Consider the following 14,296-nt stretch of genomic DNA (forward strand, 5'->3'; position numbering starts at 1 on the left):
ACGGCCGGTCGCTACCCGCGCTCAGGCCTCGGGAACCTCCCGCAGCGAGTCGGGCAGCACGTCGCGCAGCTGGGCGCGGGCCGTGATGCCCAGCTTGGGGAAGATCCGGTAGAGGTGGAAGCCGACGGTGCGGGGCGACAGGAAGAGGCGTTCGCCGATCTCCCGGTTGGTCAGGCCCGCCGCGGCGAGCCGGGCGATCTGCAGTTGCTGCGGGGTGAGTTCGGACAGGTCCGTCTCCTGGCCGGGGGTGGGCGTGGCGTTGACGCCCGCCGCCCGCAGTTCCGCGAGGGTGCGTTCCGTCCAGGGGCGGGCGCCGAGGTTCTCGAAGACCTCCAGGGCGGCGGACAGCAGGGGCCGTGCCTCGGTGGCGCGTCGGCGGCGGCGCAGCCATTCCGCGTAGTCCAGCCGGGTCTGGGCGCGCTCGAAGGGCCACCGGTCGCCCGTCGGACGGGCGAGCGACCGCCGGAAGTGCCGTTCGGCGTCGTCCGGTTCGGCCAGCAGGGCGTGTGCCCGGTCGACGAGGGCGGCGAGACGCGGGGACACCTCGCCCTCGGCGTGCCGACGCCCGGCCGCGTCGAGGACCGCCCGCGCCTCCTCGGCGCGCCCGGTACGCACGGCGACGGCCGCGAGGTCGGCGAGGTGGTAGTCGGACGCGTGGAAGTGCAGGGGTTCGCCGTCCTGGGTGAAGACGGCACGGAAACGGTCGTACGCCGTCGCGTGGTCGCCCTCGGCCTGCGCCGCCGCGCCCAGCGCGTAGAGGGCGCGTACCCGCAGGCTGCGGCAGGTGGGCAGGTCCACGCCGTGGACGGCGCGCCGGACGGCGGTGCGCGCCGCCTCCGAGTCGCCGCGCAGGGCGAGCAGGGTGGCACCGAGGACGGGCGAGCCGGCGGCCACGTTCTCCAGGCCTCCCTCGGCCGCCGTGCGGTAGGCCTCGTCGAGGGAGGCGCGGGCCGCCGTCCACGCGCCGCTCTCGTACTGGGCGAGCGCGAGTGCCTGGGCCACGGTGGCGTTGGCTCCTGCCGTCGGCGAACGGCGCAGGTGCTCCATGGCGCCGCTCAGGAGCCGGACGGCCTCGCCGGTCTCGTCGAGGACCCAGGCGGCCGCACCCCAGCTGATCAGCTGGGAGAGCGGACGGTCCTCTACCGGGTCGCTCTGCTCGTCGGAGGACGGGCCGTCCCGGTCGGCGGCGTCGCGGTCGGTGCCGTCACGGTCGGTGCCGTCGCGGTCGGCGTGGAGCAGGGTGAGGGCCCGGGTCCGGTGGCGCAGGGGGTCCGTGCCCGCCAGGATCCACAGGCGGTCGGTGTCGTCCGCCGATGCGGGGACGCGCTCGGCGATGCGCAGGATCTTCTCGCGGTGTGCCGGTTCCCCGGAGTTGTACGCCGGTGTCGTGGCCGTCGCCAGGGCGTCCATCGCGAGGACGGGGTTCTGGTCGGTCACGGCCTCCGCGAGCGGCAGCAGATAGCCGAGCGAGCCCTCGAACTGGGTGGTGACCGCGAGCGCCCAGCCCGCACGGAGCGAGGCCTCGGCGAGAACGGCGGGGTCCTCGGTGAGCGCGGTGACCCGGGCGGTGATCTCGGCGACCCAGCGGGGGTGTCCGGCGTACATCGCCATGGTGGCGGCGCGGACCAGTCTGCGGGCCCGTTGGGCGGGGTCGGGGCTGAGCTGGGCCGCGCGTTCCAGGGCGGTGGCGGCGGCAGCGTATCCGCCGCGGCGCCGGGCCCGGCCCGCGCCTGCCTCCAGGCCCTCGGCGGCCTCCTCGTCCACGCCCTCGACCGCGGCGGCCCGGTGCCAGGCGCGGCGGTCCGGGTCGCCGGTGAAGACCTCGGCGAGGGACAGGTGGGCCGCGTGCCGCTGCGCGTAGGTCGCCGACTGGTAGACGGCCGAGCGGATCAGCGGGTGCCGGAACCGGAGGTGGCCGTCGTCGATGCGGATCAGTCCGGCCTGCTCGGCGGGGTGCCAGTCGGCGGGGGTCGTGTCGGGCGCCGCGGCCGAGAGGATGAGGGGCAGTTCGGCGGTCTCCGCGGCGGCTGCCAGGAGGAGCAGTTGCCGGGTGGCGGGCGGCAGCGCGGGCAGGTCCTGGGCGAAGATCGCCTCCAGGCGGTCGGTGAGGGGCAGCGAGTCGCGTGCTGCGAGCGGGTCGCGTGCCACCGCCCTGGCCAGCTCGACCAGTGCGAGGGGCACACCGGCGGCCTCGGCGAGGATGCGTGAGCGGGCCCGGCCCGCCGGGGCCTCCGGCTGGAGGTCGAGGAGGCGTCCGGCCGCCGGGGGGTCCAGCGGGTCGACGCCCAGCAGCGGGAACTCGCGGGCGAACTGCGCGGGTACGGACGTGTCACGGGCCGCCACCAGCATCGCGACGGGCTCGCCCTCCAGCCGCCGGGCCACGAAGGCCAGGGTGTCGAGCGTGCCCACGTCCAGCCAGTGGGCGTCGTCCACCACCAGCAGCACGGGGCCGCGCGCCGCGAGGTCGGAGAGGAGCGTGAGCGCGCCGAGGGAGGTCAGGAGGGGATTCCGGGCGTCGTACGGCTGCGTGCCTTCGTCCAGGCCGAACACGCCCAGCAGGGCTGCCCGTTGGCGTACGGGAAGCTCTTGCGCGAGGTCCAGGACGGGGCGCAGCAGCTGGTGCAGTCCGGCGAAGGGCAGCCCCGACTCGACCTCACAGCCGGTACAGCGCAGCACCCGTACGCCGGCTTCGCGGGCGAGCCGGCAGGTCTCGTCCAGGAGGACGCTCTTGCCCGAGCCCGGGCCACCGGTGACCACCAGCACTCCGGGGTGTTCGGCCGGGGTTCCCGAGGACAGCCCCCGGACGAGCCCGGTCAGCAGGGTCAGTTCGCGGCCCCTGCCGACGATCCAGGCGCCGTCGTCCGTCCCCGCCGCGTGCTCCACCCGTCTCCTTCCACCGATTCCACCGCTTCCCGGGTCACTGCTCCCCCGGCCTCGGTCCGTGACCTACGCCACTTCGGAGGAAATGCCCGACGGTCACACCATATGCACGATTATCACTTACGAGACTTACCCGACGTCACCGGGTGTCCCACGGCCCCACAGCGCCACTGCTCACAGGGAGGGGCGCCGCGTGCCGGGAAGTCGTGCGGCGAATTCCAGGATCACGTCGGCCACCGCACGAGGATTCTCCAGCAGCATCGCGTGGGTGCCGTCGATCCCGGCGACGGTCACCTCGGAGTGCCGCTCGGCCAGTTCGGCGAGGTCCTGGGCCAGCCCCGTCGCGCGGGCCGCCATCAGCTCGTCGAACCGGTCGATACCGGGGACGGGCGGCGCGGGCCGCAGCGCGCGGCCGAGCAGCAGCGGCCGGTCCATGCGGCGGAAGAGGCCGAGGAGATCGAGCGAGTGGATCTCGGCCTGCATCTCCAGGGCGTGCTCCCGTCCTGGCCGCAACTCCAGTCGGCCGTCGGCCCGTTCGTGGAGCGAGCGCCGCACACCGGCTTCCAGCAATTCATAGGGGATGCCCAACCGCCCGGACATCGCGCGCTGTTCGGCGAGCAGATCCGCCAGGCCGCCCCGCGGGAGGATCCGGCCGGACGTCTGCGAGGCCAACTCCCTCATCCGACTGAGCCACTCCTCCACGTCGGTGGGGTCGAGGCCGACGTACCGGTCGGGCCGTCCCCACCCGTATCCGTCCAGGTTCACCGCGGCGGGCGTGCGGTCCGGGTGGGCGAGGGCGTACCGGACGGCGAGCATCCCGCCGAGCGAGTGGCCGACGGGCAGCGCTTCCGGTATTCCGTGCCGGGCCAGAACCGCCTCGATGTCACCGAGCACCCCGGGCACGCTCCACGTCCCGTCCGGGGAGAGCCCGTGACCCCGCAGGTCCACGGCCAGCACCCGGTGGTGACGCGCGAGAAGCGGCGCGACGGCCGCCCAGTCCGCCAGGGTGCGGCCGGCGCCGTGCAGCAGCAACAGGGGCGTGCCCTCGCCGCCGTGGTCATGGACAGCTAGGGAGACCTGGTCTCGGATCATGATCCAACACTAGAACGTCCCTTTGGGCCGGGGTCGCGGAGTCGGCGAATCCCGGGGCCGACCACGGGGTCGGTGACGGGTGGTCGGGGCTGCGGCGGAGGGGCCTCACCGGGGCCGTCGCCGAAGCCGTCACCGGAAGCGGTTACCGGCCGTCGCCGGGGCCCTCGCCGAAGGCTGGGGACCGCCGGGGGCGGCGAGCGGGACGAGGTGCAAGGCTGCTGGGGCGCGCCGGTTGAGGCCCGTGGCAGGTGCCGGACCGGCGGCCCGGCGGATGCGTCGGCCGCGCGCGTGCCCGGCGCCCCGCCCGTTCCCCGACGCGAGTCGGACCCCACCGGCACCGCCCGCGCGAACTTGACGTGCGACTTTTCGCACGCTTTGATCCAGACGTGCCGAGGCGTACAGCCCGGCATTGAGAGGTGCGCCCAGCCGGTAGCGGACAAGTTCTCAGTCCGGCCAAAGTCGCCAGGACCGTCACGGAGTCCGAGGCGGGGTCGTACTCGCGATCGATGGAGCGGACATGCCCGCCAAGCGTGGCCCCCGCACGGGATTTCTCAGGGCAGCCGCCGCCCTGGTCGCCCTCGCGGCCCTGGCCTCCTGCACCTCGGACGGGGACGGCAAGGGCCCCGACGACACCACGGACACCACCGGCACCACGAAGCCGAGCTCCAAGGCCGTGCGGCCACCGCCCCCGCACGGCGGTTTCGACTACCAGATCGGCGGCGCCTACCCGCCGCCGTCCGGCGTCCGCATCGTCGCCCGAGACCGCGGCGCGGATCCCGCGCGCGGTCTCTACAACATCTGTTACGTCAACGCCTTCCAGGCCCAGCCCGACGAACAGGACGACTGGGCCGAGGACCTGCTGCTGCGGGACAGGAAGGGCAAGGTCGTCATCGACGCCGACTGGGACGAGGCGCTGCTCGACATCGGCACACCCGCCAAGCGCGAGCGGATCGCGGCCCGGGTCGACAAGTGGATCGACGGCTGCGCGGACAAGGGCTTCGACGCCGTGGAGCCGGACAACTACGACAGCTACACCCGCTCCCGCGGACTGCTGGACGCGGACGACGCCGTGTCCTTCATCAGGCTGCTCTCGGCGCACGCGCACGCCCGGGGGCTGGCCATCGCCCAGAAGAACACCGTGGAACTGTCCGACCGACGCTCCCGTGCCGGGCTGGACTTCGCCGTCGTCGAGGAGTGCGGGGCGTACGACGAGTGCGGTGAGTACGCGGACGCCTTCGACGACCGGGTCGTCGTCGTGGAGTACACGGACAAGGGCCTGAGGAAGGCTCTCGCGGACTACGGCGACCGGCTGAGCATCGTGCGCCGGGACGTGATGGTGTCGACGCCCGACAGCGACGACTACGTCCGCAAGACCCGCTGATCACTGGGCAGTGGGCCGGTGGCCGTCAGCGGTCCAGCAGATCCAGCGCCTGCTCCCAGCGGAATCCGCGTTGCTCCGGGCCGCCGAAGGCGTGTTCCCCGAACCGGACCCCCATCCCGCGCAGCCGTTTCAGGCTGTCCTGATAGGCGGGGTGGGCGGTCAACGCCTCGCTCACACAGGGCAGTACGGAGATCGGCACGCCCATCCCGTACGCCTCGCAGAGCGTGCCGAGGGCCAGCGTGTCGGAGATGCCGGCCGCCCACTTGTTGACGGTGTTGAAGGTCGCCGGCGCCACGGCGACGGCGTCCGGATCCGGGAACGGACGCGGATCGCCGGGCGAACGCCACGCGGACCTGACCGGGCGGCCGGTCTGCGCCTCGACCGCCGTGAGGTCGAAGAAACCCGTCGCCACCGGGGTCGCGATGACGCCGACCTCCCAGTCCCGCTCCTGCGCCAGGGAGATCAACTCGCCGACACCGTCGGCGACCCCGGCGGCACAGACGACGACGTAGAGAAAGGGCCTCGGGGTCTGTCCGGTCACCCGTGAACTCTAGGCGACTCCGGTCACCCGTGGACTCTAGGCGACCGGGAACGAGTCCCCGCGTTCCGAGTCCGGCCGCCGGCCGATGATCCGGCGCTCCTTCTCCTCGATCGGCACGTCGTTGATGCTGGCCTCGCGCCGCGTCATCAGACCGTGTTCGTCGAACTCCCACAGCTCGTTGCCGTACGAGCGCCACCACTGGCCGTCGGCGTCACGGCACTCGTACTGGAAGCGGACGGCGATGCGGTTGCCGTCGAAGGCCCAGAGGTCCTTGCGCAGGGCGTACTCCTCCTCGCGCCGCCACTTCGCCGTGAGCAGTTCCACGATCTCGGCGCGGCCGGTGACGAAGGTGTCGCGGTTGCGCCAGACCGAGTCCTGCGAGTAGGCGAGCGAGACCTTCAGCGGGTCGCGGGTGTTCCAGGCGTCCTCGGCCGCCTGGACCTTCAGGGCGGCGGTCTCACGGGTGAAGGGCGGCAGGGGCGGTCGGTCGGCCATGCGGGGTCCTCTCGTAAGGGGGGCTGGAGGGTGGGCAGGAGAGCGGCCTTGAGAACGGGCGTTCTCCGGGGTGGCTGCTAACGTAGAGAACGGTGGTTCTCACGTCAAGACGGCAAGGAGTGAGCCGGTACATGGAGAGCGCGGTCGCCAGGGAACAGGCCCTGGACGCGGCGGAGACCCTGTTCTACGGACGCGGCATACAGTCCGTCGGGATGGACGACATCCGGGGCGCCTCCGGGGTCTCGCTCAAGCGGCTCTACCAGCTGTTCCCCGCCAAGGAGCACCTGGTGGTGGCCTATCTGGAGCGGCGCGACATCCGCTGGCGGGGGCGGCTCGCCGAGTACGTGGCCGGTCACGAGGACGCCCGGCAGCGCCTCCTCGCGGTGTTCGACTGGCTGGGCCGGTGGTTCGGCGAGCCCGACTTCCGCGGCTGCGCCTGGATCAACTCGTACGGCGAGCTCGGCGCCACGTCGGAGCCGGTGGCCGACCAGGTCCGCGCCCACAAGCGGGCCTTCAGGGAGTATCTGGTCCGCCTGGTGGACGAGGCCGGACTGCCCTGCGAACTGGCCGGTCACCTGCACCTGCTGGCGGAGGGCGCCATGGTCACCGCCGCCGTCGAACAGAGCGCGGAACCCGCCGCCCGGGCCGGGCGGGCGGCGCGCACGCTGGTCGACTCGTACGGCGCGCGTACGGCCCGCCGGCCGGCCATTGACTGATGTCCCGGCGGGTTGCAGACTCCAATTGAATATTCAATGGACGATTGTTCACCAGACGAACGCGGGCGTTCCGTCGCGGAGCGCGTCGCGTTGCGTCGCCCGACGGGAAGAGCCGCGCATGACCCTCCATCGTGACCTGCTGATCGGCGGCAAGGACCAGCCCGCGGTCTCCGGCCGCACCGCCGAGGACGTCAATCCCTACAGCTCACAGGTGTACGCCACCGTCGCCGCGGCAGGCGTCGAGGACGTCACCCGGGCCGTGGACGCCGCGGACGCCGCCTTCGAGGGCTGGGCCGCGCTCGGCCCGGCGCAGCGGCGCAAGGTCTTCCTCGCCGCGGCCGACCTCCTGGAGGCCCGCACCGAGGACGCCGTACGGATCATGGCGGGCGAGGTGGGCGGCACCCGGCCGTGGGCCATGTTCAACGTCGGTCTCGCCGCGAACATCCTCCGTGAGGCCGCCGCCGCGGTCACCGCGCCGCGCGGAGAGGTGCTGAGCGCTCAGGAGGAGGGCGCGCTGGGGCTCGCGATCCGCGAACCCGTCGGCGTCGTGGCCGCCTTCTCGCCCTGGAACGCGCCGGTCATCCTGGGTGTACGGGCCGTCGCCGCGCCGCTCGCCGCGGGCAACACCGTGGTGATGAAGCCGAGCGAGGACGCGCCGATCGCCTGCGGTCTGTTCATCGCGGACATCCTGCGCGAGGCCGGCCTGCCCGACGGCGTCCTGAACGTGGTCACGAACGCTCCCGAGGACGCGGCCGCCGTCGCCGAGGCCCTGGTCGCCGACGAGCGCGTACGGGCCGTCAACTTCACCGGCTCCACGGGCGTCGGCCGGATCATCGGCGTGCACGCGGCCCGGCATCTGAAGCCCGCGGTCCTCGAACTCGGCGGCAAGAACTCGGTGATCGTGCTGGACGACGCCGACGTCGACTACGCGGTCGACGCGGCCGTCTTCTCCGTCTTCATGAACTCCGGCCAGATCTGCATGTCCGCCGACCGGATCCTCGTGCACGAGAGCCTGGCCGAGGAGTTCACCGCCAAGTTCACCGCGAAGACCGAGTCGCTCGCGTCCGGCGACCCGGCCGATCCGCACACCGTCGTCGGCCCGCTCGTCACCCCGGACGCCGCCCGCCGGGTCGCGGCGCTCGTGGCGGACGCCGTCGCCAAGGGCGCGACCGTCCTCACCGGTGGGGCCGCCCCCGAGGGAGCCGTGCATCCGGCGACCGTCCTCACCGACCTGCCGGAGGAGGCCGAGCTGTACCGGGGCGAGGCCTTCGGCCCGCTCGCCGTGATCAGCACGTTCACCACGGACGACGAGGCCGTCTCCTTCGCCAACGCCACGGAGCACGGGCTGACCTGCGGGATCATCACCGAGAACGGCACCCATGGGCTCAGGGTCGCCCGCCGGATCCGTACCGGCATCGTGCATGTCAACGATCAGTCGGTCGCCGACGAACCGAACGCGCCCTTCGGCGGGTTCAAGGGCAGCGGGTACGGGCGCTTCGGTGGACGCTGGGGCATCGAGGCGTTCAGCAACACCCGCTGGGTGACCCTGGCCACGCAGCAGGCGCACTTCCCGTTCTGACGGGGTCGGGGCCACGCTCGTACCGGGCCCGCACGACTCGTACGGCCGTACTCGGGCACGTGTGTGGGTGAACCGTCGCGCGGTCGTCCCGTGCGGGATGAAAAGGACGGGGCGAGCGTGTTGGAATCCGAGTCGGCACGGGCCGGCACCGGTCGGCACGGTTCGGCGACGCGTACGCAACGACGATCGATGGGATGGATGTCATGCCTCTTGAGGGTGAGTACGAGCCCAGCCCCACCCAGTGGGTGCGCGATCAGGTGGAGCTGTACGAGCGCTCCGGCGGTACCGAGGGAACGACGTTGCGCGAGACGGGACTTCCCGTGATCGTGCTGAGCACCCGGGGCGCCAAGAGCGGGAAGATCCGCAAGACGCCGCTGATGCGGGTCGAGCACGAGGGCCGCTACGCCGCCGTCGCCTCGCTGGGCGGCGCGCCCAAGCACCCCGTCTGGTACCACAACGTGGTCAGCGACCCCCATGTGGAACTGCAGGACGGCCCGACGCGCCAGGACATGACCGCGCGGGAGGTGACCGGCGAGGAGAAGGCCCAGTGGTGGGAGCGCGCGGTCGCCGCCTACCCGGACTACGCCGACTACCAGAAGAAGACCGACCGTGAGATCCCGGTCTTCGTGCTGGAGCCGACCGCCGCCGGCTGACCCGCCCGCAGCGGACCCGCTCGAAAAAAGTTGTGCATGATCCTCGGAGCGTCGGGCACCCGACGTTCAGGTCCCGCCGCGCTCCCCCGTCGCGGCGGGGCCATTTTCGAGTGCGGCCGCCCGGCGCGCGATGCGGGCGTCCGTCACGTCGAGGAAGATCTGGTCGACCTCCGGGACCAGGTTGGTGACGGACGCCTTGATGCGTACGGCGACGAGTTCGACCTCCTCGCTGTCCAGGCCGGGCGTCAGGTCGATACGGGCGGCCACCAGAGTCGAGTCGGGGCCGAGCTGCATGGTCAGCAGGGACTCCACGGAGTCGATCTCGGGCTGCGCCTCCAGCAGGGCACGGATGCGGTTGCTCGACTCCTCGTCGGTGGCCTGGCCGATCAGCTGGTCACGCGCGTCACGGCCCAGCCGGTACGCCACGTAGACCAGGAGTACGCCGATGGCGATCGAGGCCGAGGCCTCGTAGACGACCTGGCCGGTCACCATGTGCAGGGCCATGCCGGCGATCGCGAAGAGCACGCCCAGTACCGCGGTGCCGTCCTCGGCGATGACCGTACGCAGTGCCGGGTCACGGATCTCGGTGGAGAACCCGCCCTGCTTCTGCACCTGGCGCACCGCGCGCAGCAGGGACCCGCCCTCGGCGAATAGCGCCACGACCAGGACCACGAGTCCCGCCACATACCCGCTGTGGGACTCCGAGCTCTCGCTGCCCAGGGCTTCGAAGCCCTGGAAGAAGGAGAAGCAGCCACCCATCAGGAAGATGCCCACGGCGGCCAGCAGCGACCAGAAGAAGCGTTCCTTTCCGTACCCGAAGGGGTGACGGTTGTCGGCAGGGCGCCTGCTGCGGCGCAGGGCCGCCAGGAGGAACACCTCGTTCAGGCTGTCGGCCACCGAGTGGGCCGCCTCCGAGAGCAGCGCGGGCGATCCGGCGAAGAGACCGCCCACGGCCTTGGCGACGGCGATGACGAGGTTGGCGGCCAGCGCCACGAGCACGGTGACACGGGTGCGGCGGTCCGAAGACGAGGAAGGCTTACGGTTCACCTCCGCCGAATGCCCCACTCGCCCTGCCTCACACGAGGTGACGGCGGATTTCGGGGAACCCTGACGGCGGCGGACGTACGAGGCGGACGTACGAGAAGGAGATTCCTCATGAGTGACACCGAGGGCAACAGCGCGTACGGGAAGAAGTCCTTCAAGCGGTCGAAGAGCCATTTCTCGGACCGGGTGACGGCCGACGGACGCGACGGCTGGCCGGTCGGGGCCGGGCGCTACCGGCTGGTCGTCAGCCGGGCCTGCCCCTGGGCGAGCCGCGCGGTGATCTCCCGGCGGCTGCTGGGCCTGGAGGACGCCCTGCCGATGGCGGTCACCGACCCGATCCAGGACGACCGGAGCTGGCGCTTCACCCTGGACCCCGGCGGCCGCGACCCGGTCCTTGGCATCCGGTATCTGGCCGAGGCGTACGAGGCCCGGGAGCCGGGCCATCCGGGCGGCGTCAGCGTGCCCGCCGTGGTGGACGTGCCGAGCGGGCGGCTGGCGACCAACGACTACCAGCAGCTCACCCTGGATCTCGCCACCGAGTGGCGTGACCTGCACCGCGAAGGGGCGCCCGAGCTGTATCCGGAGGGGCTGCGCGACGAGATCGACCAGGTCATGGAGGAGGTGTACGAGGACGTCAACAACGGGGTGTACCGGGCCGGGTTCGCGACCGGCCAGGAGGAGTACGAGGCGGCCTACGAGGGTGTGTTCCGGCGGCTCGAACTGCTGTCGCGGCGGCTCGCCGGGCAGCGGTACCTGGTCGGGGACACGATCACCGAGGCGGACATCCGGCTGTTCACGACGCTGGTCCGCTTCGACGCCGTCTACCACGGCCATTTCAAGTGCAACCGCCGGAAGCTGACGGAGGACCGGGTGCTGTGGGCGTACGCCCGTGATCTGTACCAGACGCCCGGGTTCGGGGACACCGTCGACTTCGATCACATCAAGCGCCACTACTACCAGGTCCACGCGGGCATCAATCCGACCGGCATCGTGCCGGCCGGCCCCGACCTGTCCGGCTGGCTGTCGTCCCACGGCCGCGAGGAACTGGGCGGGCGCCCGTTCGGCGACGGGAGCGCGCCGGGTCCCGTACGCGAAGGCGAAGAGGTACCGGCGGCGGGCCGGCCCTGAAGGGTGCGTGACAGGGCCGCGTATTCGCCGCTGAACTGGACACTCGCCTGTTGTCCGCAACCACGAGCCGAAGGAGTGCCAGGTGCAGAAGAAGAAACTGCCCGTCGTCTACAAGCCCGTCGGGTTCCTGCTCGGCTGGACGAGCGGAACGCTCGCCGGGATGGCGTTCCAGAAGACCTGGAAGATGATCCGCCACGAGGACGACGCCCCCGACGCGCTGGACAAGAACCGCGGCTGGGGCGAGGTGCTGTTCGCCGCGGCCGTCCAGGGCGCGATCTTCGCGGTCGTCCGCAGCGCGGCGGACCGCGCGGGCGCGAAGGCCATCGAGCGGTCCACCGGAGTGTGGCCCGGCGATGACAAGGGGGGCCGCGACTGACGCCCCGTACCGTCCAGTACGGTTGGCCTTCCTACAGGTGGCCGACAGTCAGGGAGCCGGACGTGACGAACCAGGCAGCGGTGGGAGACACCGTTGACGACTTCACTCTCCCCGACGAGACGGGCACGCCCCGGCAGCTCTCGGAGCTGCTGGGCGAAGGCCCCGTCGTGCTGTTCTTCTATCCGGCGGCGCTCTCCGCGGGCTGCACCGCCGAGGCCTGCCACTTCCGCGACCTCGCGGCCGAGTTCACGGCCGCCGGAGCGCAGCCGGTGGGGATCAGCGGTGACTCGGTCGAGCGCCAGCAGGAGTTCATTCAGAAGCACACCCTCGGGTATCCGCTGCTGTCCGACCCGGACGGCGCGGTCCGCGAGCTGTTCGGGGTGAAGCGCGGTTTCTCGCTGGCGCCCACCAAGCGGGTCACCTTCGTGATCGCCGAGGACCGCAAGGTCCTTGAGGTGGTGCGCAGCGAACTGCGGATGAGCGCGCACGCGGACCGCGCCCTGGCGGCCCTGCGCGCACACCGCGCCTGAAGATCCGTGTCAGCCCTGCTTGGGTGCGGTCGCCGCTTCCATGCGCAGGGTGAACGAGTGGCCCGACGGGTCGGCGTAGCCCCGCTCCTCGTACGGGCCGCCCGCGTCCTTGGCCTCCAGCGCGCGCCCGCCGAGTCCGATGACCTTGCGCTCGGCCGCGTCGAGGTCGTCGACGTGGAAGTCCAGATGGGCCTGCAGCGAGTTCTCGGGACGCGGCCAGCTGGGCGGCGTCGCGTTCACGTCCCGCCGGAACGCCATCCGCATGCCGTCGGCACCCCGGATCTCCACCCGGTTCGCCGTCGCGTCGGTCTCCTCACCGTCGAGGAACTCCTTGTAGAACGCGGCGAGTTTCTCGGGTTCGGAACAGTCCAGGACCACGAAGCCTGCCACTACCAGTGCCATATCTCCTCCGAAGACGGGCCGAGCGCGAACGGCCGTCCGCCCACTGCTCGTTGACCGGGTACCCCGTACTGCGCACAACAGCCCGCGCAACCGGCCGAGCGTGGCCCGGAGGGGGCAAGGGTGCCCATTCGGCCACGGAGGCCGACAAATCGCCGAGGTCACGGAGCGGTGTAACGCAGGTCACGGTGAAGTCACCGAGGTCGTGGCATAGATCATTTACGATCAGGGCAGCCTCGTAGCGTAAATCGAGTCAACTTTCGCCTCGGGAAACGCAGTTCGAGTCAGTGGGCGTCGCTTTCGTGCGTCCGCGCGCAGGGGTGGGGGCCCTGTGAACCGTCTCAAGAGAGGACGCGAATGCCGCAGGACGTCAGGTTCGACCTCCCCTTCGCCACCCCGGTCAGCGAACACCTCGACTACGCCCAGGCCCGCCATCTGCGCTGGGTGTGGGACAAGGGCCTGGTGCGCAGCAACGCCGGCTTCGAGGAGTACCGGTCCTGGGATCTGCCCCAGGCGGCTGCCCGCACCTATCCCCACGCTTCCGCCGACGACATGGTCGTCCTGATGAACTGGTTCTCGCTGGCCTTCCTCTTCGACGACCAGTTCGACTCCGGCAGGCCCGACCGTGCCGACCGCATAGCCGAGGTGGCGCGGGAGCTCATCGTCACCCCCCTGCGGCCCGCGGGCATCACCCCCCGGGTGGTCTGTCCGATCACGGTGGCCTGGGCCGAGGTCTGGGCTCATCTTTCGGATGGCATGTCTCTGACATGGCGCACGCGCTTCGCGGCCTCCTGGGGCCGCTTCCTCGTGGCGCACACCGAGGAGGTCGACCTCGCCTCCCGCGGCCTGGCCGGCACGCTCGACCTTCAGGAGTACGCCGCGTTCCGTCGCCGTACGGTGGGCATCCACCACAGCATCGACGCCGGGGAGCGCAGCCGGGGCTTCGAGGTGCCCGCCGAGGCCGAGGCCCATCCGCTGATGGAGAGGATGCGGGACCTCGCCGCCGACACCATCGGCTTCATGAACGACATCCACTCCTTCGAGCGCGAGAAGCGCCGGGGCGACGGGCACAACCTGATAGCCGTCCTGCACCGCGAGCGCCGTTGCAGCTGGCAGGAGGCCGCCGACGAGGCCTTCCGGATGACCACGGACCGCCTCACCCAGTACCTCGAACTGGAGTCGCAGGTACCGCAGATGTGCGACGAGCTCGGACTGAACGAGGAGGAGCGCGGCAGGGTCCGGATGGGCGTCGAGGCCATCCAGCACTGGATCAACGGCAACTACGAGTGGGCCCTGACCTCGGGCCGCTACGCCGCCGACAAGGAGACCCCGGCCTCCCAGGCCGAACTGGCGGGCAAGGGCTCCCTGGACGACCTCCTGGCGGTCTGACAACGATTTCCTGACGGGCCCCTTCGGCACGGCCGCCGAAGGGGCCCGTCAGGGGCCTTTGCTCTTAGGAACGCGAGGAACTGCGACCCCGGC

Annotated in this window: 14 protein-coding genes; 8 read left to right on the forward strand and 6 right to left on the reverse strand. The window is 71.6% G+C overall.

Annotated elements, in window-relative coordinates:
* Nucleotides 1–21: 21 nt before the first annotated feature.
* Both OHS59_RS06280 and OHS59_RS06285 read right to left on the reverse strand, forming a co-directional pair.
* Nucleotides 22–2,883: an ATP-binding protein gene (locus OHS59_RS06280; RefSeq protein ID WP_328492401.1), complete on the reverse strand. Its 2,862-nt coding sequence runs from the start codon at nt 2,881–2,883 to the stop codon at nt 22–24.
* A gap of 171 nt (nt 2,884–3,054) precedes the next feature.
* Nucleotides 3,055–3,972, reverse strand: a complete 918-nt coding sequence (locus tag OHS59_RS06285) for an alpha/beta hydrolase (RefSeq protein WP_328492402.1) — start codon at nt 3,970–3,972, stop codon at nt 3,055–3,057.
* A 517-nt stretch (nt 3,973–4,489) separates the two neighbouring features.
* Here OHS59_RS06285 and OHS59_RS06290 point away from each other — a divergent pair.
* A complete protein-coding gene (locus OHS59_RS06290; RefSeq protein ID WP_328492403.1) occupies nt 4,490–5,353 on the forward strand; it encodes an endo alpha-1,4 polygalactosaminidase in 864 nt (287 codons plus the stop codon).
* 25 nt (nt 5,354–5,378) lie between these two features.
* Here OHS59_RS06290 and OHS59_RS06295 read toward each other — a convergent pair whose 3' ends face one another.
* Nucleotides 5,379–5,894 (reverse strand): flavoprotein, encoded by a 516-nt coding sequence (locus OHS59_RS06295; RefSeq protein WP_328492404.1) that lies wholly within the window; start codon nt 5,892–5,894, stop codon nt 5,379–5,381.
* 36 nt (nt 5,895–5,930) lie between these two features.
* Entirely contained in the window at nt 5,931–6,389 is a 459-nt protein-coding gene (locus tag OHS59_RS06300; RefSeq protein ID WP_328492405.1) for a nuclear transport factor 2 family protein, read from the reverse strand.
* A gap of 131 nt (nt 6,390–6,520) precedes the next feature.
* On the opposite strand from OHS59_RS06300, the gene OHS59_RS06305 reads away from it, so the two are divergent.
* The 3 genes from OHS59_RS06305 to OHS59_RS06315 all read left to right on the forward strand — a co-directional run bounded on the left by OHS59_RS06305 (nt 6,521) and on the right by OHS59_RS06315 (nt 9,337).
* Nucleotides 6,521–7,105, forward strand: a complete 585-nt coding sequence (locus OHS59_RS06305; protein WP_328492406.1) for a TetR/AcrR family transcriptional regulator — start codon at nt 6,521–6,523, stop codon at nt 7,103–7,105.
* Nucleotides 7,106–7,223: 118 nt separating this feature from the next.
* Complete coding sequence (locus tag OHS59_RS06310; RefSeq protein WP_328492407.1) at nt 7,224–8,684, forward strand: aldehyde dehydrogenase family protein; 1,461 nt, start codon at nt 7,224–7,226, stop codon at nt 8,682–8,684.
* A gap of 203 nt (nt 8,685–8,887) precedes the next feature.
* Nucleotides 8,888–9,337 carry a nitroreductase family deazaflavin-dependent oxidoreductase gene (locus OHS59_RS06315; RefSeq protein WP_328492408.1) on the forward strand — a complete coding sequence of 150 codons (450 nt, stop codon included), beginning with the start codon at nt 8,888–8,890 and terminating at the stop codon, nt 9,335–9,337.
* A gap of 66 nt (nt 9,338–9,403) precedes the next feature.
* On the opposite strand, the gene OHS59_RS06320 is transcribed toward OHS59_RS06315, so the two are convergent.
* Complete coding sequence (locus tag OHS59_RS06320) at nt 9,404–10,384, reverse strand: cation diffusion facilitator family transporter (RefSeq protein WP_328492409.1); 981 nt, start codon at nt 10,382–10,384, stop codon at nt 9,404–9,406.
* 108 nt (nt 10,385–10,492) lie between these two features.
* Here OHS59_RS06320 and OHS59_RS06325 point away from each other — a divergent pair, with 108 nt between their 5' ends.
* The 3 genes from OHS59_RS06325 to OHS59_RS06335 all read left to right on the forward strand — a co-directional run bounded on the left by OHS59_RS06325 (nt 10,493) and on the right by OHS59_RS06335 (nt 12,415).
* Nucleotides 10,493–11,509 (forward strand): glutathione S-transferase family protein, encoded by a 1,017-nt coding sequence (locus tag OHS59_RS06325; protein ID WP_328492410.1) that lies wholly within the window; start codon nt 10,493–10,495, stop codon nt 11,507–11,509.
* A gap of 82 nt (nt 11,510–11,591) precedes the next feature.
* Nucleotides 11,592–11,885 (forward strand): DUF4235 domain-containing protein, encoded by a 294-nt coding sequence (locus OHS59_RS06330; protein WP_328492411.1) that lies wholly within the window; start codon nt 11,592–11,594, stop codon nt 11,883–11,885.
* Between the two features lie 62 nt (nt 11,886–11,947).
* Nucleotides 11,948–12,415 carry a peroxiredoxin gene (locus tag OHS59_RS06335; protein WP_328492412.1) on the forward strand — a complete coding sequence of 156 codons (468 nt, stop codon included), beginning with the start codon at nt 11,948–11,950 and terminating at the stop codon, nt 12,413–12,415.
* A 9-nt stretch (nt 12,416–12,424) separates the two neighbouring features.
* Here OHS59_RS06335 and OHS59_RS06340 read toward each other — a convergent pair whose 3' ends face one another.
* Complete coding sequence (locus tag OHS59_RS06340) at nt 12,425–12,817, reverse strand: VOC family protein (RefSeq protein ID WP_328492413.1); 393 nt, start codon at nt 12,815–12,817, stop codon at nt 12,425–12,427.
* Nucleotides 12,818–13,171: 354 nt separating this feature from the next.
* Here OHS59_RS06340 and OHS59_RS06345 point away from each other — a divergent pair, with 354 nt between their 5' ends.
* Nucleotides 13,172–14,203 (forward strand): 7-epi-alpha-eudesmol synthase, encoded by a 1,032-nt coding sequence (locus tag OHS59_RS06345; protein WP_328492414.1) that lies wholly within the window; start codon nt 13,172–13,174, stop codon nt 14,201–14,203.
* Nucleotides 14,204–14,296 lie beyond the last annotated feature (93 nt).

It is taken from the genome of Streptomyces sp. NBC_00414, from assembly GCF_036038375.1.
Taxonomy (GTDB): domain Bacteria; phylum Actinomycetota; class Actinomycetes; order Streptomycetales; family Streptomycetaceae; genus Streptomyces.